This is a genomic window from Sagittula sp., assembly GCF_052825245.1.
Window position 1 is genome coordinate 13,651 of sequence record NZ_JBRBWD010000027.1, and the last position, 22,393, is coordinate 36,043.

A 22,393-nucleotide genomic window follows, 5' to 3' on the forward strand; every position below is an offset into this window, starting at 1 on the left:
GTCAGTTCTTCTTCGCGACGTGGGTCGCGATGGCATCCATCAGCGGCGGGGAGAGACAGTCGTAAGGGGTCAGGCCGATCTCGCGCAGGCGGCCGCGGATCTCGTCCATGCGGGCCGGATCGACACCGGATTCGATGATCGACGAGACGAAGGCCGCAAAGGTCGGTGCCGCCCAGCCGGTCTGGGGCGAGAGCTCCGTGTGCACGAAGTCGAGGCCGTAGAACGGGTGGCCGTCGTTCTCGATCCGCCCGTACATGTGGGTGCCGCAGCCGGTGCAGGCGTGGCGCTGGATCGCGGCAGAGCGGTCGACGATCTCGAGCTTGTCCTCGTTTTCGGTGACCTTCACCTTGTCGCGTCCGACCACGGCGATCTGGCTGAAGATGGCGCCGGAGGGTTTCCAGCACTTCGTGCAGCCGCAGACGTGGTTGTGCGCCGTCTGGGCCGAAACCTGCACCACCACGGGGTTCGTGGTGCATTTGCACTTCAACGTGCCGCCCGAGAAACCTGCGGTTTCGCGCGGTATGCCGTTATCAACCTGTGGATGAATCTTTACATGGGTGTACTTCGGCGCAGAGCTTGACGCGCTGTCGCCGCTTTTGAAAAAGATGTCGAGAATTCCCAAATCCAATTCCTCCCTGTTGCAGCGCACTTTTCGCCGTGCGCTTCCGCCAAGGCTGCGCCCGACGCGGGATTCGGACAATGCACCACTTGGTCTTAAGTGCGGGCACGCAGCAGGGCGGAGGCAAAGGCCCTGAGATCGACGGCCCTTGCCTGGCGCCCGAAATGCGCCCGGTCGAAGCCGTCGAGCAGGTGAGAGCCCGTCACGCCGTCGCGGCGCAGGATCGCCCGTGCGGCGCTTCGGGTGGCTGCAGCATCGCCCGCGCGGGCGGCCCGGCGCAGCGCCCGCACCTGCGGGTCCAGCAGCGGCAGGCGGCGCAGCAGCGCGGCCCGGTCGGCGCGCTGGCCCTTCAGGATCCACGCAAGCCCCGCGCCAAGCGCCACGAGCGCCGCCAGCACCATCGGCCAGCCGGGCAGGGGGGCGGGGTTCTCCGGCGGAGGAGGGGGCGGCAGCGCGGCCTCGTCGTAGGCGACCCGCTGGGCCGAGATCACCACCTCGCGCATCTCGCGGTTGACGGTGTCGAAGTAGCTGAAGCTGATCGGCTCCACGATGGTGGAGCGGTCGTTGGTGGGCCGGATCGTCCAGCGCCAGAAGGTGTAGGTCACCGGGCCTTCGGGCGACAGCTCGATCAGCCGCTTTTCGGGGTGCGGAAAGATCATGGCGGAGGGCGAGGTCAGTTCCGGCATGGGCGGCACCATTTCCGGCGTCACGCCCACTGCTTCGACCCGAACAATGCGCAAAACGCCCTCTCCGGCCGTCAGCTGGTCGGGCGCGTTGGACCAGTTGTCGGCGACCTGGACGCGCCGCGCCGGGAACCACCAGCCGCCGTCGGGCAGGGCAGGGGCGGGGGCGACCTCGATCGTGACGGGCTCGGACGTGATGGCGTGTTCGAACCAGTTGTCGTTTTCGTCCGTCAGGGTCAGGTTGTGGGTGAAGGCGCCGATGGTCAGCGTGCCCGCGCGTTCAGGGTAAAGCGCCATGCGCCGTTCCAGCACTTTCACCTTCTGGCCGCGAATGCGTTCCTCGCGCCATGTGTCGGGGCCGAGCTGCGTCCAGTTGAAGCCGGGCAGGTCGGGCTGTTCCAGCTTCTCGCGGGTGATGTGGCGCTGGTAGACGCCGCGGATGAGGATCATCACCATCTCGCGCGCGTAGGGGGTTTCGGCCTGTTCCAGCACCTTGACCGTCAGTTGCAGGTCTTCGGGGTCGACCTCGCGGGTCTGGGCGTGCAGGGTCAGCGGCCAGAGCATGAGCAGAACCAGCAGGTGTCTCATTGCGGATCCTCCGGTTCCGGCGGGGCGAGGCCCAGCTTCTCGCGGCGCTTGCGTTCGTGGGCGATGCGCGCCTTCAGGTAGTCGCCCGGCACGTCGGTGAGCTGCGACAGCCAGCGTTCGTCGGCCAGCATGAAGCGGTCGTCGAAGATCCGGCGGACCTTTTCCTGTTCGGAGGACTGGAGCTGCACGGTGCCCAGCATGGTGCTGGTGTTGTTGACCTCGTCCCCGGTGCCGGCGGCGCGGGCGTTGCCGCGGGCGACGAAGCTCTCGGTGGTCTCGCCCTGACGGCGCTTGCCGAAGAGCGACAGCGCCTCCGGGTCGATGCCGAGACCGGCGTAATAGGCGGCGATCAGGTCGAAGTTGGCGCGGGCGTCGGCGTCGCCGCCGTGGATCACAAGGTCATAGGTTTCGAGCGCCTCGGAGTACTGGCCAAGCCGGGCCTGCGCGGTGCCGAGGTTGTAGGTCGCGCCCGCCCTCGCAAAGGCATCGGCCGCATCCTCCATCCGCCCGGCGCGGTAGAGCGCGACGCCCTGCCAGTCGGGCCGGTCGAAGGTGAGCGCGGCAAGGCCGGGCAGGCCGGCGGCCATGAACACCCGCCCGAAGGCGGCGCTGCCGTGCCCCAGCGCGAGGGCGATCACGGTCAGGAGGACGGTGAGCGTGGCCAGCAGCCTCATGTCGCGCGTCTCCGGAACATGTGGAGGAGCGGGAGGAGCGCGAGAAGCAGAAGGTAACGCCCGAAGTCGCGCTGGAAGAGCAGGGGGAAGTCCTGTGCTTCCAGCCGGGTGCGGGCGTCCTCCGACAGGAAGCGGGCGAAGGCGTCGGTCTGGTCGAGGGTGAAGGTGCGGCCGTTGCCGATGCGCGAAAGCGTCTCTGTTTCCGCCGAAGGGGCGTTCAGGGAGACGACCGAGAGGCGCGCGCCGCGGGCGGCGATGGCCTGCGCCTCGGCCAGCGTTCCGGGCCCGAGGCTGGCGCCGTCGGTGAACAGCACCACGTCGCCCGCCAGCACCTGCCCGTCCTCCAGCATCTGGGTGGCCAGCGCCAGTCCGCGCTCGGGGCGGGAGCCCTTGTCGGGGACGGTGCCCGCGTCGATGACGGACACGGTCTGGCCCAGTTGCCGCAGGTCGCGGGTGAGGTCGCTGGCGACATAGGCGTCCCCGGCATAGACAACGAGCCCGCCGGGCCGTGTGCCAAGCGCCGAGATGCCGAAGCGGCCCATGGTCTGAAGCTGCGGCCAGCGGTCGGAGCCGGTGACGCTGGGCGAGGCGTCGATGACGAAGACGGCGCCGTCGAGATTGCGGAAGGAAACGGCATCGCGCCGCTCCTGCGCGGGGCCGGAGAGGGCGAGGATGCCGAAAGCGGCGGCGATGAGCGCGGCGGTCAGGCCGGTGCCGCCCCGGCTGTGGCTGACCCGCCCGAGCGCCGCAAGCGCCTGCAGGAGCGCCGGGTTGGCCGCCCGTTCCCAGCCGCCGAGCTGCCCGCGGCGGCGGTAGAGCCACCAGCCGAGCGCCGCCAGAAGCGGCAGCAGAAGCAGCCATTCGGGGCGTAACAGGGTCACATGAGGCGTCATCCGCGCGCCTCCCGCCAGCCCAGCCAGAGGCAGAGGATCACCGCCAACGACGCGGGCCAGATCCAGTGTTCGCGGAAGACCTCGGCGGCAAGGCCGTCGCTGTCCGTGGCCTCCAGCCGGTCGAGCGCCTCGGACACGGCGATCAGGTCTTCGGTGGTGCGGACGCGGAAGGTCTCGCCGCCCGACACCCTGGAGATCGCGGCGAGGGTTTCGGCATCGACCACGCCGCGTTCGCCTTCCTCCGCCTCGTCGACGGACTTCGGCCCCATGGCGATGGTGTGGACGCGGACGCCCATCTGCGCCGCCAGTTGCGCCACGCCGCGCGGGTTGGTTGCGCCCGCGTTGTTCGCCCCGTCCGAGAGCAGGATCACCACGCGGGTTTCGGCATCGGACGCGGCCATACGCTTGAGGGCAAGGCCGAGCGCGTCGGAGATGTTGGTGGCGCGGCCCGAGATGCCGATGGTCGCCTCCTCGATCCGGCGGGCGACGGCTTCGGTGTCGAAGGTGAAGGGCGCGGCGTAATAGGCCTCTGACCCGAAGACGATCAGCGCGACGCGGTCGCCCGCGCGGCGGCGGGCGAATTCGGCGCCGACGGTGGTGACGGCCTCCAGCCGGGTGATGGGCTGGCCGTCGAGGTAGAAGTCGTCGCGCACCATGGAGCCGGAAAGGTCGAGCGCGATGGCGAGGTCGCGGCCAGACACGCGCAGCGCCGGGACGGGTTCGAGCGTGCGCGGCCCGCTGAGGGCCACGACGAAGAGCGCCCAGGCCGTCCATGGCAGAAGCCGTTGCGCGCGTTCCAGCGTGGCCGATCCGCTGCGCCCGCCCGCCGTCAGGAGCGCCGCGCCGATGCGGTCGGGCACGGCCAAGGCCGCGCCCCGGGCCTGCGCCGGGGGCAGGAGCCGCGCGGCCAGCCAGGGCAGCGGCAGGAGCAGGAGCGCGAGGGGGGTGGCCAGTTCAAACATGGCGCGCCACCTCGTCCTGAAGCTCTGCCAGGTCGAGCGGTTCGGGGCGGTACAGAGACTGTTTCAGCGCCTCGAACCGGTCGGGGGCGTGGGTCTTCAGCAGGGTCAGAAGCGCGACGCGGCGGGCGTCGTCGGGCAGCGTGGCGATGCGGGCGAGGTCGGATTGCGGGTCGGGCGGCCGCGCGCGGACGGTGGCCAGCCGCATCCCCGCGCCCAGCACCAGCGCGCCGAGGCAGGCGAGCGCCAGCGTCGCGGCAAGTTCGGCGGCGAAACCTCCCGGTGCCTCCGACGGCAGGCGGATGTCGTGGAGGCTGGCCTGCAGCGTCTCCTCTGTGATCGCCTCTCCGGTCATGGGGCGCGGTCCGGCGGGAAGGCGGCGGCGAGACGGCGGGCCATGTCCTCGACGCTTTGGCCGGCATCGACCCTGAGCGCGCGGAAGCCTTCGATGTCGAGCAGGTCGGGTGCTTCGGCCCCGGTGCCGTCCAGCGCGATGCGTATGTGGCGGCCATCGGAGAGGCGCACGGGGTAATCGCCGCGGGGCAGGCGGGTGCCGTCGGCATCGGTGATCGCCATGAGCCGGGGCACGCGGTCGCGGTCGAGGCGCGAGAGTACCTCGCCGAAGCCGTCGCCCGGCGTGTCGAAGCCCGACGCGATGATCAGTTCGGCGCCGCGCGGCGCGATGCGTTCGGCGCGCGACAGCGGCCCGGCCAGCGGCGGGCCGGCGGTGTCGCCGTCCATCGCGCCCTGCAGAGCGGCGCGGTGGGCGCGGACCATGCCGCCGATCACGTCGAGCATCCCGCGTGCGCGCCCCCTTGGCGGCACGATGACCGGCGGGCCGGAGGTGATCGCCAGAAGGCCGGTGCGCCCGCCGTCCTCCACTGCCTGCCAGCCGATCAGGGCCAGCGCCTCGGCCGCGGCGACGGAGCGGAAGGCGCGGGTGATCCCCCAGAGCATGGAGGGCCGGAAGTCCGCCACGAGGATGGTGATGCGGTCGCGTTCCTCCTGGAACTGGCGGACGTGCAGCTCGCCGGTGCGGGCGGTGGTGCCGCGGTCGAGGTGGCGGATATCGTCGCCCGCCACGTACTGGCGGACGTCTGCGACCTCCTGCCCGTGGCCCTTGCGGCGGGTGGCGAAACCGCCGGGCAGGTTGGCGAGCGCGGGCTCTCCCCTTGCCTTCAGCGTCACCTGCCGGAGCGCGATCAGCCCGTCCGGGGAAAGCGTCACCCCGGGCGTGTCGGGCAGGGGGCTCGCGGCGGCGCTCACAATGCTTCGACCTCCGCGAGGATGGCGGCGACCACGTCCCGGGGTTTGCGGCCCTCGGCCACGGCGCGCCATGTCAGGACCATGCGGTGCGCCAGCGCGTCGGGGGCCAATGCCTCCACATCCTCGGGCAGGGCGTAGTCGCGGCCGCGCAGGTAGGCACGCGCCTTGGCGGCGGAGGCCAGCGCGAGCGACCCGCGCGGCGAGACGGCGTGTTCCACGTCCGCGGCCTGCGGGCCTTCGCGCGTCGCCATGACCAGACGGACGATGTAGTCGCGCAGCTCGGGCGAGAGGTGCACGGCCATGGCGGTCTTCTGCGCCTCCTGCAGCTCGGCGAGCGGCACGGCCTGCACGGTCTTTGCGGGTTCGTGCTGTTCGGCTTCGACGAGGTCGAGGATCTGCCGTTCGGTTTCGGCACCGGGCAGCGACAGGACGATGTGCAGCAGGAAGCGGTCCAGTTGTGCTTCGGGCAGGGGGAAGGTGCCGTCGTGCTCGATGGGGTTCTGGGTGGCGACGACGAGGAAGGGGGAGGGCAGGGGCCAGGTGTCGGAGCCCGCCGTGACCTGCCGTTCGGCCATCGCCTCGAGCAGCGCGGACTGCACCTTGGGCGGCGCGCGGTTGATCTCGTCCACCAGTACGAGGTTGTGGAAGACCGGGCCTTTCACGAACTCGAAGCTGCCGGTCTGCGGGCGGAAGACCGGGGTGCCGGTGAGGTCGGAGGGCATGAGGTCCGGCGTGCACTGGATGCGGGCAAAGCTGCCCTCCGTCGCCTGCGCGAGCCATTTGACGGCGCGGGTCTTGGCAAGGCCGGGGGGGCCTTCGACCAGCACGTGACCTCCGCTGAGGAGCGCGACGAGCAGCCGCTCCACCAGCGCCTCGTGTCCGACCAGCCCCTGGCCCAGGTGGTCCCGGAGGCTGCGCATGGCCCCGGCCGGGCCTGCGGTTTTCACGTCCATGTATCCTCCCTGACCCGCGCTGTGGCGGTTTTGGGAGGAGTCTAGCGAAACCGGCGCGGGGCGCCGATTCAGTCTAAGGTCGCAATGGACAGGGCCGGGTCACTTCTTGCGCATCGCCGCCATGAGCGCGTCGCCCAGTGCGCCGGTGCCGCCCGAGGCCGGTTTGCCGCCGCCCTGCGGGCCCTTGCCGCGCGGCGGCTGGCCCTTGGGACCGCCGGGGCCTTTCGGACCCTTGGGGCCGCCGGGGCCGGGCCGTCCGCCGGGTTTCGCGGCGCCGTCGCGGCGGGGCTGGTCATCGCGCCCGCCGCCGTCCTTGCGCATCGTCAGGCCGATGCGCTTGCGGGGGATGTCGACCTCCGTCACGCGGACCTTCACCACGTCTCCGGCCTTTACCACCTCGTGCGGGTCCTTGACGAAGCGGTCGGCCAGCTGGCTGACGTGGACGAGGCCGTCCTGATGCACGCCGATGTCGACGAAGGCGCCGAAGGCCGCGACGTTGGTGACGGTGCCTTCCAGCATCATGCCGGGTTTGAGGTCCTTGATCTCCTCCACCCCGTCGGTGAAGGTCGCGGTCTTGAAGCTGGGTCGCGGGTCGCGGCCGGGCTTTTCCAGTTCGGAAAGGATGTCGCGCACGGTCGGCAGGCCGAAGCGGTCGTCGACGAACTGTTCGGCGCGGACGCCTTTCAGCGCCTCGGGGCTGCCCATTATCGCGCGGATGTCGCGCCCGCAGGCCTGCACGATGCGGCGGGCGACGTCGTAGGCTTCGGGGTGGACGGAGGAGGCGTCGAGCGGCTCCTTCCCGTCGCGGATGCGCAGGAAGCCCGCGCATTGCTCGAAAGCCTTGGGTCCGAGGCCGGTGACCTTCAGCAGCGCCTTGCGGGACTCGAAGGCGCCGTTGGCGTCGCGGTGGGTCACGATGGCCTGCGCGAGGCTGGGGCCAAGACCCGCGACGTGGCTCAGGAGCGGGGCGGAGGCCATGTTGAGATCGACGCCAACGGCGTTCACCGCGTCCTCGACCACAGCTTCGAGCGCCTGGCTCAGGCGGCGCTGGTCGACGTCGTGCTGGTACTGGCCGACACCGATGCTTTCGGGGGTGATCTTCACCAGTTCGGCCAGCGGGTCCTGCAGGCGGCGGGCGATGGAGACAGCGCCGCGCAGCGACACGTCGAGATCGGGAAACTCGCGGCTGGCCAGTTCGGAGGCGGAGTAGACCGAGGCGCCGGCCTCGGACACGACGACCTTGGTGGGTTTCGGGCCCTCGATCATCTTCAGCGTGTCGGCGACCATGCGTTCGGTTTCGCGGCTGGCAGTGCCGTTGCCGATGGCGATCAGGGCGACGCCGTGCCGCTTTACCATCTCGACGATCTTCGCCTGCGCGCCGCGCAGGTCCATCTTCGGCTGGAAGGGGTAGAGTGTCGCGGTCTCCAGCAGCTTGCCGGTGGCGTCCACCACGGCGGCCTTCACCCCGGTGCGGATGCCGGGGTCGAGGCCCAGCGTCGCCTTGTTCCCGGCGGGCGCGGCCAGCAGCAGGTCCTTCAGGTTGCGGGCGAAGACGGCGATGGCCTCTTCATGCGCGCGGCGGCGGAGTTCGGAAAGCAGGTCGACGTACATCGACAGCGACAGTTTTACCCGCCAGGTCCAGCCCGCCGCATCGCGCAGCCACTTGTCGCCCGCGCCGTCGCCGGGGATGCCGATGGCCGAGGCCACCATGTTGACCGCGCGCTCGGTGCCGGTTTCCGGGTCCGGGGCGATCTCGATGGTGACGATCTCTTCCTTGGCGGCGCGCAGGATGGCGAGCGCGCGGTGCGAGGGGATGGTCGCCCAGTTCTCGACGTGGTCGAAGTAGTCGGAGAACTTGGCGCCGGCCTCTTCCTTGCCGGGCTGCACGCGGGCGGAGATGCGGGCCTCGCGCATCATGAAATCGCGCAGGCCGCCGAGGAGGGCGGCGTTTTCGGTCAGCTCTTCGGCGAGGATGTCGCGGGCGCCTTCCAGCGCGGCCTTTACCGTCTCGACGTTGTCGCCGGTGTAGGCTTCGGCCAGTTTCTGCGGATCGGCGGTGCGGTTGTCCTGGATCGCGCGCAGGAGCGGTTCGAGCCCGTTTTCGCGGGCGATCATCGCCTTGGTGCGGCGCTTGGGCTTGTACGGCAGGTAGATGTCTTCGAGCGCGGCCTTGGTGTCGGCCTGCGCGATGGCGCGGCCGAGGTCGTCGGTCAGCTTGCCCTGATCCCTGATCGACCCGAGGATGGTGGCGCGGCGGGCCTCCATCTCGCGCAGGTAAGAGAGCCGGTCGGCCAGTGTGCGGAGTTGCGTGTCGTCCAGCCCGCCGGTGACTTCCTTGCGGTAGCGCGCCACGAAGGGCACGGTGGCCCCGCCGTCCAGAAGGGACACGGCGGCCGAGACCTGCTCCTCGCGGGCGGCGATCTCGGTTGCGATGGTGCGGTTGATGCGCGTGGCGGTCTGGTCCAAAGGATGCCTCCTGTCCTGCCGGTTCGGGCCGGGTCGCGGCCCGGAGACCCCGTTTAGTGCCTTGCGGGGGGGTGCGCCAAGAGGTGAAATTCCGGCGGGCGAAGAGTTGCGATCCCGGCTTTCGTTCCCCTGCGACCAAAGAAGTTGACGCGCGGGCTTGCTCGACATCTCAAATGCAACACATAACTTGGATCAGTGAACCACGCTCCAAGGAACCACTGGACGGAATGAGTAGCGACATTCTGCCTGCGAAGTTGCAGGCCTATATCGAGAAGTCAGGGGTCGCACTGTCCCTTTCGACGCAGGATGGCGACGTGCCGCTTGCGCTGGTCAACAGCGGGTTCACCAAGCTGACGGGCTACGAGCCGGATGAGGTGGAAGGGCGCAACTGCCGCTTCCTGCAGGGCGAGGAGACCTCGGCCGAGCAGGTGCAGGCGCTTCACGATTTCGTGCACGATCCGAGCCAGGACATCGGCCGCTTTCCGGTGATGAACTATCGCAAGGACGGGTCGCTGTTCCGCAACCTCGTCCTGATGTCCCGGCTGCGCAACAGCGCCGGGGACACGCGGTTCATCCTCGCGTCGCAGTTCGACATGACCAATGCCGACCAGCGCCGCCAGCTTGTGGCACACGATGCGCGCCTGCGGCGCAACCTGAGCGACATCGAGGCCATGGGGCAGGAATTCGGGCTGGCGATGCAGGGCTCTGCCCAGGCCATCGCGGATTCCATCGCGCTCATGGCAAGGCTGTCTCTCGATGAATGAGGGGCTGCCGGTGGGCGAGGACGGAGAGGCGCAGAAGGCATCGAAGGACGCGGAGGCGCTGTTTGTCGTAGGCGTCGGCGCGTCGGCCGGCGGGCTGGAGGCGCTGCGCGACATGCTGAGCACCGCCGGTCAGGACTGCCAGCTTGCCTTCGTGGTGGTGCAGCATCTCGACCCCAACCACGAAAGCCTGCTGGCCGAGCTTCTGGGCCGCCACACGACGCTGGAGGTGCGCCAGACCGAGGACGGCGAACAGGTGCGCCCGGGCTGCGTGCACATCATTCCGCCGGGCCATGGGCTGTCGATCGACAAGGGTGTGCTGAAGCTGACGGATTTCGCGCAGCCGCGCGGCCTTCGGCGGCCCATCGACGACTTCTTCGAAAGCCTGGCGCTGGACATGGGCCGCAATGCCGCCTGCGTGATCCTGTCGGGCACCGGCGCCGATGGCAGCGCCGGTCTGCGGGCGATCAAGGAACACGGCGGTCTGTGCGTCGTGCAGGACCCCGAGACGGCGAAGTACGACGGCATGCCGACCTCGGCGCGGTCCACGGGGCTGGTGGATTTCGTGCTGCGCCCGAACGAGATCACCGAGACCATCCAGCAGTTCTTTGCCAAGGCCGCCTTCAACGGGGCGGAGGATGCGCTGGCCCGGACCGTCGAGGAGACGCTGGACGACATCTGCACCGTGGTGCGCACGACCGCCGGGCACGACTTTTCCGGCTACAAGAAGTCGACCCTGACGCGGCGGGTGCAGCGGCGCATACAGGTGCTCGACCTCGACGACGCGAACGCCTACCTGCGCTACATCCGGTCCACCCCGGAGGAATGCGAGATCCTGTTCCGCGAGCTGCTGATCAACGTGACCCGCTTTTTCCGCGACCCGGCGCATTTCGACATGCTGCGGCAGAAGGTGGTGAAACCGCTGGTGCGCAATTCCCGCAAGGAAGAGATCCGCGTCTGGGTGCCCGGCTGCTCCAGCGGCGAGGAGGCCTATTCCATCGCCATGCTCTTTGCCGAGGAAGTGCGCGAACAGCGGCGGACCATCGACATCCAGGTCTTCGCCACCGACATCGACGAGCGGATGCTGGGGATCGCGCGCAACGGGCTGTATCCCAACGCCGCCATGGCCGACATCCCCGAGGAGATGCGCGAGCTTTACACCATCGCGCGGGACGGCAAGTTCCAGGTCACCTCGCGCATCCGCGAGATGATCCGCTTTTCGGTGCACAGCGTCGTGCGTGACCCGCCGTTTTCCGGCATCGACCTGCTGTCCTGCCGCAACCTGCTGATCTACTTCGGCGACAAGCTGCAGGCGGCGGTCATGCCGATCTTCCACTACGCACTGCGGCCGGGCGCCGCGTTGTTCCTCGGCCCGTCGGAATCGCTGGGCCGTCACGACCACCTGTTCAACCCGCTGGACGCGCAGGCCCGCATCTTCGAGCGCAACGATGCGCGCCCGGAGTATCCGCTCCACCTGCGCAACCAGCCGCGGCAAAGCGAGCGGGGCAGGCGGCAGCCGGAGGACGACACCGACAGGCGGGCGACACGCGTCGACTGGTCGGACGATTCGGTGCACGATCGCATCCTCGACGTTTACGGCCCGGCGACGCTGCAGGTGTCCCGGCAGGGCGAGGTGCTGAATTCCACCGGGCGGCTGGGGCGCTACCTCGAAATGCAGCCGGGGCACCAGTCGGCACAGTTCGCGGCGTCGATCGCGCTGCCCGGCGTGCGCGAGGCAATCTCGGCCATCGTGCGGCAGGTGGCGCAATCCGGCAAGCGCACGATCAGCCGCGACCTGACCGCCAATTCGGAGTTCGGAAAGCAGCGTTTCGACCTGATCGGCGATCCGCTGAGCGACGGCACCATCCTTCTGGTCTTCCGCGAGCGTGACCGTTTCGATCCGGCGCACGAGTACGAGATCGAGGACGTGGACGCCGCCGACAGCCACGTGCAGAGCCTCGAGAACGAGCTGCGCTCCACCCGGGCGCGGCTGCACACCACGGTCGAGGAACTGGAAACCGCGAACGAGGAGCTGAAGAGCTCCAACGAAGAAATGATGTCGATGAACGAGGAGCTCCAGTCGACCAACGAGGAGCTGGCCACCGTCAACGACGAACTGAAGGACAAGGTCGACGCCCTGTCGGTCGCCAACGCGGACCTGTCGAACTTCTTTTCCTCCACCGCGCTGCCGTTGGTGATGCTCGATGCCGACGGCTGCATCCGCAACTTCACCGACGCCATCCAGTCGGTCTATCCGCTGCGGCATGGCGACCGCGGGCGGCCGCTGTCGGAGATGACCAGCCGCATCGGCGAGGATGCGAAGGTGCTGTCGGCCATCCGTCACGTCATGGAGACGGGCGAAGAGCAGACCCTGACTGTGGCGGATGCGGACGAACACCGGACCTGGTCGCTGGTGGTGACGCCCTATCGCAAACGCGAGGACCGGATCGACGGCGTGACGCTGGTGTTCTCCGAGCTGACGGAGGCGCTGCGGCTGGAGGACGACCTGAAGACCGAGGGCGAACGCCTGCGCATGGCGCTGGACGTGGCCGGGCTGGGGGTCTGGGAACTCTCGCGCACCGGCGACACGATCCGCTTCGACACGATCGGCGCGCAGCTTCTGGGGGTCGAGGCGGAGGAAATGGAGGTTGCGGCCTTCCTTGCGCATCTGCCGGAGGACAGCTGGAACGAAGCGCAGGAGGCGCTGGAGAACAGCGACACGAAGCTGCCGTTCTCGCTGACCTTCACCCTGCCGTCGGCCGAGGGCGGGCACGCGCGGTCGGTGCAGCTTGTCGGACGACGCCTGCACCGCAGCCAGGGCCTGCGGACGCTGGGCGTGATCTTCGACATCACCGAGGAGGAAGAGGCGCGGCAGGTGCGCGAGGTCATGCTGCACGAGATGAACCACAGGGTGAAGAACCTGTTCTCGATCATCTCGGGCATGGTGCGCATCGCCGGGCATTCGGCGGAGACCGTTCCGGATCTCGTCGAGGGCGTGACGGCGCGCATCGGGGCGCTGGCCCGGTCCCACAACCTGACGCACCGCGCTCCGGCGGGCACCCGGCTGACGCTGACCGACGCGGTCGAGGGCGCGGTGGAGCCCTACGCCGGTCATGCCTCGGTGACGGTCGATGGGCCTGCAGTGCCCCTGACGCCCGAAACGCTGACCACCTTGTCGCTGATGTTCCACGAACTGGCGACCAACACGGCTAAGTACGGGGTGCTTGGCGCCGTGGACGGCAGCCTCAACGTTTCGTGGTCTTTGGAACACGGTAGCGAAGTCGTGCTCGACTGGACGGAACGATACGACGTTCCGGCGGTTAAGCCGTCGAAGGAAAAGAAAGGGTTTGGTTCCACGCTCATGCAGATGTCCGCCGCACAACTGGACGGACGCATCGAAGTGGAGCAGACCGAATGGATGCGCAGGACACGCCTTAACTATGAAAACAAGAAATGACATAGCAGAAGAGCAGCGCGGGGTCGTGTTGTTGTGCGAGGACGAAGCGATCGTCGCCATGGACATCCAGATGATGATCGAGGATGGCGGCTTCGAGGTGTGCGGCCCCTTTGCCCGCGTGTCCGTTGCGCTGGACGCCCTCGAGGATGTTGTGCCGGTGGCCGCCGTTCTGGACGTGCGTCTGCGGGACGGCGACGTGTTTCCGGTGGCCGAACGGCTGGACCGGGCGGGCGTGCCGCTGATCTTCCATTCCGGCCACCTGATCGAGGACGAGGTCGTCGCGCGTTTTCCCGGCGCGATGCACTGTCCCAAGCCCACCGACGCGCGCACCCTGATGAAGGCGCTGACCCTCGCCGCCTCCGAAGCCGCAAGCGAGCAGGCGACAGGCTGACGCCACGCGCGTCCGGGGCGTGTGCAGGGCGCCCGTCCGACCGACCATGATCGCAGTTGTATCGTGAGCGCACCTCCCATACCTTCTAGGTCTGAGGGAGGGGTGCCATGGAACTGCGTCGTCTCAGATATTTTCTGGCGGTGGCCGAGGAACTGCACTTCGGCCGCGCCGCCTCGCGGCTGGAAATCGCCCAGCCGCCGCTGTCCCGCCAGATCGCCGCGCTGGAGGCGGAGATCGGTGCCCAGCTTTTCGACCGCTCGCGCAGTCAGATCCGCAAGACACAGGCGGGCGAGGTGCTGGAACGCCACGCCCGCGCGCTGGTCGACCGGCTGGAGGCTGCCTACAAGGAAACCCGGCAGGTCGGCGAAGGCGGTGTCGGGCGGCTGCGCGTGGCCTTCGTCGGATCGGCCTCGCACGGGGTGCTGCCCAATCTTATAAAGTCCTATCGGTCGTTCTATCCCAAGGTGGAGCTGGCGCTGTCGGCAATGAACAATGCCGAACTGCATTCCGCGCTTGTGCAGCGCGAGATCGACGTGGCCGTCGCCCGGCCCAGCCTGAAGGACGACGAACTGCGGCGCGAACCGCTGGCGCAGGAAGACCTGATCCTGGCCATCCCCGACAACAGCGAGCTGGCGGAGCGCAAGAAGATCGTCTTTTCGGAGCTCGGCAGCCAGACCTTCGTGCTGTATCCGCGCAGGCCGCGGCCCAGCTATGCGGATTTCGTGCTGAGCATCTGCCGCAAGGAAGGGTTCGAGCCCGCGGCGCTGGAACTGGCGCAGGATTACCAGACGGCGATCAGCCTCGTGTCGGTGGGGGTGGGCATCTCGGTCGTGCCGGAGAGCGTGTCGCGGACCTCGCGCCCCGGCGTGTTCTTCCGCAGCTACGAGGGTTACAACCCCGGGACCGCGCTGACCATCCACGCCCGGCGCGACAACCAGTCGGCGCAGGTGGCGCAGTTCTTCGACGTGGCGCGGAAGTTCCGGCGCGGGCACTGAGGGGGCGGCTGTGGCCGTGGGTGCCGGGTTCCGCGTGTCATCGGAGATTTGGACGGGGGAGGGGGCGCTGCCCCCGCTCCTGCGGAGCCCCCCGAGGTATTTGCCGCCAAGATGAAGGGGTGGGGCCCGTTTGTGACGGGTCAGGACTTGCGGGTGGCGGCGTCGAGCGCGTCGGTGTCCACCGTGATGCCGAGGCCGGGACCCTTGGGCGTTTCGATGTGGAAGTCGCGGTAGAGGATGCCGCTCTTGGTCAGGTCGCGTTGCAGGATCGAGGGGCCGAAGTGTTCACAGCCCCATTCCAGCGTGGGCAGGGTGGCGAAGACGGCCAGGTGGGCCGCGGCGCCGATGCCGGATTCGAGCAGGCAGCCGCCGTAGAGTTCGAGGCCGAAGGCGCTGGCGACGGCGGCGGCGCGCTTCATCTCCTGCAGGCCGCCGGATTTCACCAGCTTGAGCGAGTAGACCGAACCGGTGGCGGCTACGGCGTTCTGCACGAGGTCCTGCGTGGAGAAGGCGGCCTCGTCGGTCATGATCGGGATCGGGCTGCGCTGCGCCATGCGGGCGGTGGCGTGCAACAGGCCGGGTTTCAGCGGCTGTTCGATCAGGGCGATGCCCATCTCGGCCAGCTCCGGGGCGTAGCGGATGAAGGTGGCCTCCGACCAGCCCTGGTTGATGTCGACGACCATTTCCGTGCCCGCGGGCATGGCCGACATGATGCGGCGCAGGCGGATCATGTCCTCGCGCGGTTCGTGGAAGCCCAGCTTGATCTTGAAACGGCGGTGCAGGCGGGCGGCGAGCTTGGCCTGCGCCTCCTCGATCTCCTGCTCGGCGTCGCCCGAGGCGAGGGCCCAGAGCACCTCGATCCGGTCGCGGACCGTGCCGCCGAGGAAGGTTGTGGCGGGCAGGTCGAGCGACTTGCCGGCGGCATCGTAGAGCGCCCCCTCGACCGCGGCGCGGGCGGAGGTGTTGCGGCTGACCGCTTTCCTCATCTTCAGCGCGTTCAGTTCGAAGTCGAGCGCGGAGCCGTCCAGCAGCGCCGGCGTGATATAGGTGTCGATGTTGGCCTTGATCGCCTCCACGCTTTCCTCGGACCAGCGGGGGCCGCCGAGGGTGCTGGCCTCGCCGTAGCCCGTGGTGCCGTCGGCCAGCGTCGCCTCCACGATGACGAAGGACTGGTGGGTCAGCTCGGTGTTCGACAGCTTGTGGCGCCGGGTGGTGACGCAATCGACGATGCGCGTCCTGATCGCCTTGATGGCGGTGCCGCGGGCGGTCGCGCCGCCAAGTTCTACAACCGCTGCCGTGCGGGATGCGCTCATGTCCGGGGTCCTGTCGTAGGGGAATTGGGTCTGGTGGGGGTCCGCGCGGCGGTTGTCCGCCGCGCGGGGCAAGCCGTCACTCGGCGGCCATGGCCAGCTTCTGGTCGGCCAACACGAAGTCGAACTGCACGTGGAGGTCGGTGCCGTGGTCTGCGTCGGCCTTGCGGAACTCGCCGATCAGGTTCTCCTTCACGGCGAAGACCGAGTCGTTGTCGAGGTAGTCGGAGGAGGCGTCGTAGATCTGCGACACCAGCGGGCGGTAGCCCTCCTTGTTGACGACGACGTGGATGTGGCCCGGGCGCATGGTGTGGTGGCCCATGTAGGCGATCATCTCGCCCGCGGTCCAGTCGGACGGGATCGGGTAGGGCACCGGGCGCAGGGCGCGGTAGGCGTAATAGCCGTTCTCGTCGGTCTCGAACCGGCCGCGCAGGTTGTATTCCGGCTGCTCCGGGTCGTGGTTTTCATAAAGGCCGTTGGGTGCGTCTTCCCAGACGTCGATGATCGCGCCGGCGATCGGGGTGCCGGAGGCGTCCTTCACGTAGCCCTCGACGAAGACCGATTCCTCGTCATCGAAGTGCTTCTGCACGATGGAGGCGCCGTGCGGCAGGATCGGGGCGTTCTCGCGGAAGAAGGGGCCGAGCACGGTACCGGTGGTCTCGCCGTTGGGGGTCGGGTTCGACAGCATGTCGCACAGCACCTCGACGCCGAGGATGTCGCCCAGCAGGATGAACTCCTGCCGCTTGTCGGAGCACACGGCCCCGGCCCGGGCGAGGAAATCGCAGGCCTGCATGAATTCGCCATGCGTCAGGTTCACGTCCTTGCAGAAGCCGTGCAGGTGCTTGACCAGCGCGGTCATGATCTCCTTCTGGCGGGCGGGAATGTCGCTGCTGGCGCCGATGGCGTCGACGACGACGTCGGTGACGTTCTCTACGGTCACGTTGCGCATTGGGGTCCTCCTCCTTTTGCGTCTTGTCGGGGCGGCTGGGGTGCCGGTGGTGTCTGGTGGGGCGACTGTGCACCCTTGCCGGGCATCGGGGAAGCCGGGGGCCGGGTATCGGGCGATATCGAAAAGGTCTTGGCCGTGTCGCCTTGGAGGGTATCGCGTCATACCTTTCGGCCCGCTGTGCGGCGCGCCATGCTGCGCGCGACTGGAACAGGGCCTGACAGGGGAGGACCCATGCACGACACGCTGGCACGGATCAGGGCAGAGCTTGAGCGCAGCCCGCATCTTCATCGCCTGGGCGCGCTGTTTTCGGAAACCGTGCTGCTGAAGGTGGACAGGCAGGAATTCTACCTGGTGTTCGAGAAGGGGCGCATCGACCGCATTGTCGAAGGGCCGTCGAAGAAGACGCCGTACCGTTTCGGCCTGATGACAGATGCCGACGCGTTGCGTGCCTTCTGGACCGCGCGGCCCGCGCCCGGCTTCCACGACATCTTTGCCATGGTGAAGATCGGCCGGGCGGAGATCGTCGGCGACATGCTGTGCCTCGTGAAGAACCTGCGGTTCTTCAAGGAGGTCCTGGCCCTTGGACGTGAAGGAGTGAACGCATGATCGAGCCGATTTGCGGACGGTACGTGACGGTCGAGGTCGCGGGGCGGCGCCAGCGCATCTACTTCGAGGAAGCGGGGCAGGGGCAGCCGGTGCTGTGCCTGCACACCGCCGGGTCGGACACCCGCCAGTGGCGGCACATCCTGAACGATGCGGAGATCACCGCGTTGCACCGGGTCATCGCCTTCGACATGCCGTGGCACGGGAAGTCGCTGCCGCCGGAGGGTTTCCAGACCGAGGAATACCTGCTGACGACGGAGGTCTACATGCAGACCGTCCTTGCCGTCTCGGCGGCGCTGGGGCTGGACAGGCCGGTGCTGGCGGGCGTGTCGATGGGCGGGCGGATCGCGCTGCAACTGGCGGTGCATCATCCGGAGGCGTTCCGGGCCTTCCTGGCCATCGAGGCGTCGGATTTCCAGCCGGCGTGGTACGACATCGACTGGTTCCACCGGCCCGACGCGCATGGCGGAGAGATGGGGGCGGCGCTGGTGTCGACCAACATCTCGCCCTACGCGCCGCTGGCGGAGCGCTGGAACACCCTTTGGATGTTCATGCAGTCAGGGCCGGGCGTGTTCCGGGGCGATCTCTCGTTCTACACGCAGGACGACAGTCTCGTGGGGCAGCTGCACAGGATCGATACGACCCGGACGCCTGTGCATTTCATCGTGGGTGCCTATGACTTCACCTGCACGCCGGAGGATGCCAAGCGCACCGCCGACCAGATCCCGGGGGCGACGCTTTCGGTGATGGAGGAGGTCGGGCATTTCCCGATGAGCGAGCATCCCGACGGCTTCCGCCCGTTCTTTGTCGACGGGCTGGCGCGGGTGACGGGTGCACAGGCGGCTGCGGCGGAGTAGGGCGGCGCTTGCCTGACATGGGATGGAAGGGAGCGGCCCGTTTGGGGGCCGCTTTTGCTTTCGGATTTTGGCAGTGAGGCGTGGGGCCTGCATGGATTTCGTGTCCGGTGGCGCCGCGCCAGGCATTATCGGCGCCATTTCGTGCAAGAAATGGCGCGCCGTCCTGTTCGCTGAAGGCGCGCGAGGCAGGCCTCAGTCGGCCAGGCCGCCGAACTTGCCGCCATGGAAAAGGAGCGGGCGGGCCCCCGACGCGCGTTCGAGGCGGGTCACCTGTCCGATAAAGACCACGTGATCCCCGGCTTCCACGTCCTGCGCCACGTCGCAGACAAAGACCGACGCGGCGCCGGGCACCACGGGCAGGCCGTCCAGCTCCTCGAAGGGGTCGGCGTGGTCGGGGTCGAAACGCCCGGCGAAGTGCATGGCCAGCTTCTCCATCTCGTCGGAGAGGATGCTGACCGCATAACGGCCGGAGGCGCGCACCTTGTCCAGGAGCTTGGACTTGTGGTCCAGCGAGATCGCGATCATCGGCGGGTCCAGCGACACCGACATGAAGGCGTTGGCGGTCATGCCGTGGTCGCCTTCCTCGGTCCGGGTGGAAATCACCGTCACGCCGGTGGCGAAGGCGCCGCAGGCATCGCGCAGGGCGCGGGGGTCGATATGTTCGAAGCGCGCGTTCATGGCGTCGTCTCCTGGAATCTCAGGTCCTGTGTCAGCATCCGCCCGGTCAGGCAGGCGGCGCTCTCGAAGGGGCCTTGCAGGGCGCGGGCCTCTGCCAGTCTCCCGTCTGCACGTAGGGCGCGAATGCGTGTGGACGATACGGTTTCGCCCGCCGCGCAGATCACGGGTTGCGCGATGTTGACGTTGAAATGGCGCGACAAGAGGGCGGTGTCGCCGGATTGCCGGTGCCCGAACCGGAAGTCCGCGCCAACGTGGATCACCTGCGGGTTCACCCGGGCGAGGTCGCGCAGGAAGGTGTCGGCGCTTCGGGCGGCATAGAGACGGTCGAAGCGGGCGACCACGATCAAATCCGGGCCAAGCCGGGCGATGCGGGCCAGCTTCTCGTCCAGCGGGCAAAGCTGTGCGGCGCGGCCAAAGACCACCTTGGGCGGCGGGTCGAAGGTCCAGACGACGGAGGCGACATGTGCCCTCCGCGCCTGATCCACCGCGCCGCGGATCAGCGCCTGGTGGCCGCGATGCACGCCGTCGAAGGCGCCGATGGCCATGACGGAGGCGGGCAGGGACGCCTGCCAGTCCGTCACGATGCGTGTCTGTTCTGCCTGAAAATCCATGGTGGCCTCTTGCCTGTCAGACGCGGCCCGCCAAGCCCGGCGGACCGCATCCGGGAGGATTTACTGGAAGCCGCCCCTGAGGCGGTTCACGTCCCACGGGTTGATCATGTCGGCCACGTTCCAGCCGTCGAGGCCGTATTCCGACATGTACTCTTCCACGAGGTTCTGCATCATCTCCATCTCGCCGGTCGCCTGCGCGGTCAGCATGGTCTCGATGCGGATGTTTTCGTAGTTGCCGGCGTAGTTGCTTTCGTAAAGTTCATGCCGCCCGCCGAATTCGGAGCCCATCGCGTCCCAGAGCAGCTTCAGCAGCTTCACCCGGTCCACGGCGACCATGCCGTTCGACCCGCGCACGAAGCGGTCGATGTAGGGGCGGATCTCCTCTGACCCGAAGTCCATCGCCGAGGAGGGCAGGTAGATCAGGCCGGAGGCCACGTGCCGCTCGATCAGCTCCTTGATGCGGCTGTAGGCCATGGGCGCGAAGACCCGGTAGGCGAGGCCGTAGTTGATGTTGGGCAGGACGTAGCCGTTGGTGCCTTCCCACGCGACGGGCGATTTCACCATCGCGTCCGAGAGGCCCCAGAACAGGTTGCGCCAGGCGATGACCTCGCCCACCGCCGTCTGCGGGCCGCGGAAGACGCCGGAGCCCGTCGCCTCCAGTGCCTTGGAGAAAAGACCGGAAATGAAATCCATCTTGACCGCCAGCCGCGTCACGCCATGCAGGGTGAAGCGCGGGACAAAGCCCGAGGCCGGGAAGAAGGCGTTGATCTTCTCCACGTCGCCGTAGATGAAGATGTTCTCCCACGGGACCAGCACCTTGTCGAAGACGAGGATGGAGTCGTTCTCGTCCAGGCGGCTGGACAACGGGTAGTCGAAGGGTGTGCCCATCACCGCCGCGTTCAGTTCGTAGGAGGCGCGCGAGATCAGTTTCACCCCCTCGGCGCCCATGGGCGCGGTGAAGATCAGGGCGAACCTCTTCTCCTTGATGGGAATGCCGTAGTGGGCAATGAAGTTGTAATGCGTCAGCGCCGAGCCGGTAGCGACGACCTTGGCCCCCGACACGATCAGGCCCGCATCGGTCTCCTTCTCCACTTGCATGTAGACGTCGCCGGTTTCCTCGATGGGCAGGTGACGGTCGATCGGCGGATTGACGATGGCGTGGTTCCAGTAGTCCAGCCGTTCCTGCGTCCGGGCGTACCACATCTTCGCGTTATCGGCGTATTCGCCGTAGAAACTGCTGTTCGCGCCGAGCGTGCCGAGGAAGGCTGCCTTGTAGTCCGGTGCGCGGCCCATCCAGCCGTTCGCCACGCGCTGCGTCTCGGCGATGGCGTCGCGGCCGGCGATCAGGTCCTCTGCCGATTTCGGCCCCAGGAAGAACGGGTGCGTCCAGCCGCCCGACCCGGTGTCGGTGGGCCGTCCAAGCGTGTCCTTCTGGGCGTTCAGCTTGTCGTACCAACGCGCCACCATGCGCGAGGAGTTGCGGAACGCGGGATGCTTCGTGACGTCCTTGACCCGCTCGCCATGGACATAGACACAGCGTCCGTCCTGAAGGCTTTCGAGGAATTCGGCGCCGGTGTAGGGTGCGGTGCCCTGTGTGGTGTGATCTTTCATCTTGTCCTCCCTTGGACCCGTCCGGAAATCGCTGATCGGGTTGGAGGGTATGAAAGGTCAAATCCGGCATTGCCTAAAGGTATCGGACCATACCGTGAGTTTATCCGTTATTACCGGATAGTGTGAATGAGTAATCAGTTGAGAAGGAGTGAACATGGGGACTATCCGGAAAGTCGGGAATATCATGCGGCTGTTCTCCGAAAAGGAGCCTGAGCTGGGTCTGTCGGACATCGCGCGTCGGATGAACCTGTCGACGAGCGGAACGCACGACCTGATGGACGGTCTGCGCAAGATCGGGATGGTGCAGCGCGTCGCGCGGGGGCGGTACAGGCTGGGGCCGATGATCGCCTCTCTCTACCGCGTGCTGATCGACACCTCCGCCCTGGTCGACACCGCCCGCCCGACGCTGGAGCGGCTGGTGGCTGACTACGGGGAGACGGTGCACCTGACGGTTCTGGACCGCTCGCGGCTGGTGGTGGCGGATGCCATCGAGGGCGGCAAGGCGCTGCGGGTGGCGCGCAGCATCCTCGACGACCTCGATGCGCACGAGACGCCGGTGGGTATGCTGCACCTGTCAGTCGCCGGGCGCACGCGGCAGGAGGCCTATTTCGCCGACCACGCGAACGGGCGTACGCCGCTGCTGCCGCCGGAACGGCGCGAGACGGACCTCGCCGCCATGGCGCGCGACGGCTTTGCCGCGGGTCCGGTCGCGACGGAGCGGGACGTGATCTGCACGGCGGCGCTCTTGCGTAACCACACGGAAATCCCCTTTGCGGCCGTCAGCCTCTGCATTCCCAAGGCGCGATACGACGAGCAGCCAAGGGCGTTCCGCACGATCTGCCAGACAGCGGCGGCCCGGATCAGCGCCGACCTCGGGTCATGCGCCGGGTGATCTGGATTACATAAGACGGATTATCCGCGCGGCGCCTGTACGCGCAAAGTTAAAGTGTCCCACATCTGCAAAGTAGAAGTGTCACACTCTGCCCCGATGAGAACAGGCAGAGGTTGCGGGCATGGGATGGGTTTTGATGAGCGAGCGCGAGCTGAACCGCGTCGAGGTACTGAGCCA

At 68.0% G+C, this 22,393-nt stretch carries 21 protein-coding genes; 7 read left to right on the forward strand and 14 right to left on the reverse strand.

Annotated elements, in window-relative coordinates:
• Window position 1 precedes the first annotated feature (1 nt).
• From gfa to ACU0DV_RS09955, 9 genes are all read right to left on the reverse strand, one after another.
• Window positions 2-607 carry an S-(hydroxymethyl)glutathione synthase gene (gene gfa / locus ACU0DV_RS09915; protein WP_100931572.1) on the reverse strand — a complete coding sequence of 202 codons (606 nt, stop codon included), beginning with the start codon at window positions 605-607 and terminating at the stop codon, window positions 2-4.
• A gap of 107 nt (window positions 608-714) precedes the next feature.
• Complete coding sequence (locus ACU0DV_RS09920) at window positions 715-1,890, reverse strand: hypothetical protein (RefSeq protein ID WP_446240826.1); 1,176 nt, start codon at window positions 1,888-1,890, stop codon at window positions 715-717.
• Window positions 1,887-2,564, reverse strand: a complete 678-nt coding sequence (locus ACU0DV_RS09925; RefSeq protein WP_446240827.1) for a hypothetical protein — start codon at window positions 2,562-2,564, stop codon at window positions 1,887-1,889. Before ACU0DV_RS09925 ends, ACU0DV_RS09920 begins: the two co-directional genes overlap by 4 nt.
• A complete protein-coding gene (locus ACU0DV_RS09930; protein ID WP_446240828.1) occupies window positions 2,561-3,457 on the reverse strand; it encodes a vWA domain-containing protein in 897 nt (298 codons plus the stop codon). Before ACU0DV_RS09930 ends, ACU0DV_RS09925 begins: the two co-directional genes overlap by 4 nt.
• Window positions 3,454-4,419, reverse strand: coding sequence for a VWA domain-containing protein (locus ACU0DV_RS09935; RefSeq protein ID WP_446240829.1), 966 nt, complete (start codon window positions 4,417-4,419; stop codon window positions 3,454-3,456). The genes ACU0DV_RS09930 and ACU0DV_RS09935 overlap by 4 nt, the downstream gene beginning before the upstream one ends.
• Entirely contained in the window at window positions 4,412-4,771 is a 360-nt protein-coding gene (locus ACU0DV_RS09940; protein WP_446240830.1) for a hypothetical protein, read from the reverse strand. Before ACU0DV_RS09940 ends, ACU0DV_RS09935 begins: the two co-directional genes overlap by 8 nt.
• Window positions 4,768-5,682, reverse strand: a complete 915-nt coding sequence (locus ACU0DV_RS09945) for a DUF58 domain-containing protein (protein WP_446240831.1) — start codon at window positions 5,680-5,682, stop codon at window positions 4,768-4,770. The genes ACU0DV_RS09940 and ACU0DV_RS09945 overlap by 4 nt, the downstream gene beginning before the upstream one ends.
• Window positions 5,679-6,635, reverse strand: coding sequence for an AAA family ATPase (locus ACU0DV_RS09950; protein WP_283983636.1), 957 nt, complete (start codon window positions 6,633-6,635; stop codon window positions 5,679-5,681). The genes ACU0DV_RS09945 and ACU0DV_RS09950 overlap by 4 nt, the downstream gene beginning before the upstream one ends.
• A 99-nt stretch (window positions 6,636-6,734) precedes the next feature.
• On the reverse strand, window positions 6,735-9,101 hold the full coding sequence (locus ACU0DV_RS09955) for a Tex family protein (RefSeq protein ID WP_446240833.1): 2,367 nt from the start codon (window positions 9,099-9,101) through the stop codon (window positions 6,735-6,737).
• 227 nt (window positions 9,102-9,328) lie between these two features.
• On the opposite strand from ACU0DV_RS09955, the gene ACU0DV_RS09960 reads away from it, so the two are divergent.
• The 4 genes from ACU0DV_RS09960 (at window position 9,329) to ACU0DV_RS09975 (ending at window position 14,705) form a co-directional block, all read left to right on the forward strand.
• Window positions 9,329-9,865 carry a PAS domain-containing protein gene (locus ACU0DV_RS09960; RefSeq protein WP_446240834.1) on the forward strand — a complete coding sequence of 179 codons (537 nt, stop codon included), beginning with the start codon at window positions 9,329-9,331 and terminating at the stop codon, window positions 9,863-9,865.
• Window positions 9,858-13,319 (forward strand): chemotaxis protein CheB, encoded by a 3,462-nt coding sequence (locus tag ACU0DV_RS09965; protein WP_446240835.1) that lies wholly within the window; start codon window positions 9,858-9,860, stop codon window positions 13,317-13,319. Before ACU0DV_RS09960 ends, ACU0DV_RS09965 begins: the two co-directional genes overlap by 8 nt.
• Entirely contained in the window at window positions 13,303-13,710 is a 408-nt protein-coding gene (locus ACU0DV_RS09970) for a response regulator (protein WP_157815112.1), read from the forward strand. The genes ACU0DV_RS09965 and ACU0DV_RS09970 overlap by 17 nt, the downstream gene beginning before the upstream one ends.
• Before the next feature lie 107 nt (window positions 13,711-13,817).
• The gene (locus tag ACU0DV_RS09975) at window positions 13,818-14,705 is read left to right on the forward strand and encodes a LysR substrate-binding domain-containing protein (protein WP_100931538.1); all 888 of its coding nucleotides are present in this window, start codon (window positions 13,818-13,820) and stop codon (window positions 14,703-14,705) included.
• 140 nt (window positions 14,706-14,845) lie between these two features.
• On the opposite strand, the gene ACU0DV_RS09980 is transcribed toward ACU0DV_RS09975, so the two are convergent.
• Both ACU0DV_RS09980 and ACU0DV_RS09985 read right to left on the reverse strand, forming a co-directional pair.
• A complete protein-coding gene (locus tag ACU0DV_RS09980; protein ID WP_446240836.1) occupies window positions 14,846-16,018 on the reverse strand; it encodes a muconate/chloromuconate family cycloisomerase in 1,173 nt (390 codons plus the stop codon).
• Window positions 16,019-16,094: 76 nt separating this feature from the next.
• Window positions 16,095-16,964: an intradiol ring-cleavage dioxygenase gene (locus ACU0DV_RS09985; protein ID WP_446240837.1), complete on the reverse strand. Its 870-nt coding sequence runs from the start codon at window positions 16,962-16,964 to the stop codon at window positions 16,095-16,097.
• Between the two features lie 231 nt (window positions 16,965-17,195).
• Between ACU0DV_RS09985 and ACU0DV_RS09990 the strand changes: the two genes are divergently transcribed.
• Together ACU0DV_RS09990 and ACU0DV_RS09995 are read left to right on the forward strand one after the other, a co-directional pair.
• Complete coding sequence (locus tag ACU0DV_RS09990) at window positions 17,196-17,570, forward strand: hypothetical protein (RefSeq protein WP_446240838.1); 375 nt, start codon at window positions 17,196-17,198, stop codon at window positions 17,568-17,570.
• Window positions 17,567-18,424, forward strand: a complete 858-nt coding sequence (locus ACU0DV_RS09995; RefSeq protein ID WP_446240839.1) for an alpha/beta fold hydrolase — start codon at window positions 17,567-17,569, stop codon at window positions 18,422-18,424. Before ACU0DV_RS09990 ends, ACU0DV_RS09995 begins: the two co-directional genes overlap by 4 nt.
• A gap of 192 nt (window positions 18,425-18,616) precedes the next feature.
• Here ACU0DV_RS09995 and ACU0DV_RS10000 read toward each other — a convergent pair whose 3' ends face one another.
• Genes ACU0DV_RS10000 through ACU0DV_RS10010 form a run of 3 tightly spaced genes read right to left on the reverse strand, consistent with a single transcriptional unit; the run spans window position 18,617 to window position 21,324 of the window.
• Window positions 18,617-19,102: a flavin reductase family protein gene (locus ACU0DV_RS10000; protein ID WP_446240840.1), complete on the reverse strand. Its 486-nt coding sequence runs from the start codon at window positions 19,100-19,102 to the stop codon at window positions 18,617-18,619.
• On the reverse strand, window positions 19,099-19,713 hold the full coding sequence (locus ACU0DV_RS10005) for an FAD synthetase (RefSeq protein ID WP_446240841.1): 615 nt from the start codon (window positions 19,711-19,713) through the stop codon (window positions 19,099-19,101). The genes ACU0DV_RS10000 and ACU0DV_RS10005 overlap by 4 nt, the downstream gene beginning before the upstream one ends.
• Window positions 19,714-19,773: 60 nt before the next feature.
• Window positions 19,774-21,324 carry a 4-hydroxyphenylacetate 3-hydroxylase N-terminal domain-containing protein gene (locus ACU0DV_RS10010; protein ID WP_446240842.1) on the reverse strand — a complete coding sequence of 517 codons (1,551 nt, stop codon included), beginning with the start codon at window positions 21,322-21,324 and terminating at the stop codon, window positions 19,774-19,776.
• 154 nt (window positions 21,325-21,478) lie between these two features.
• On the opposite strand from ACU0DV_RS10010, the gene ACU0DV_RS10015 reads away from it, so the two are divergent.
• Window positions 21,479-22,216, forward strand: a complete 738-nt coding sequence (locus ACU0DV_RS10015; RefSeq protein ID WP_446240843.1) for an IclR family transcriptional regulator — start codon at window positions 21,479-21,481, stop codon at window positions 22,214-22,216.
• Window positions 22,217-22,393: the final 177 nt, after the last annotated feature.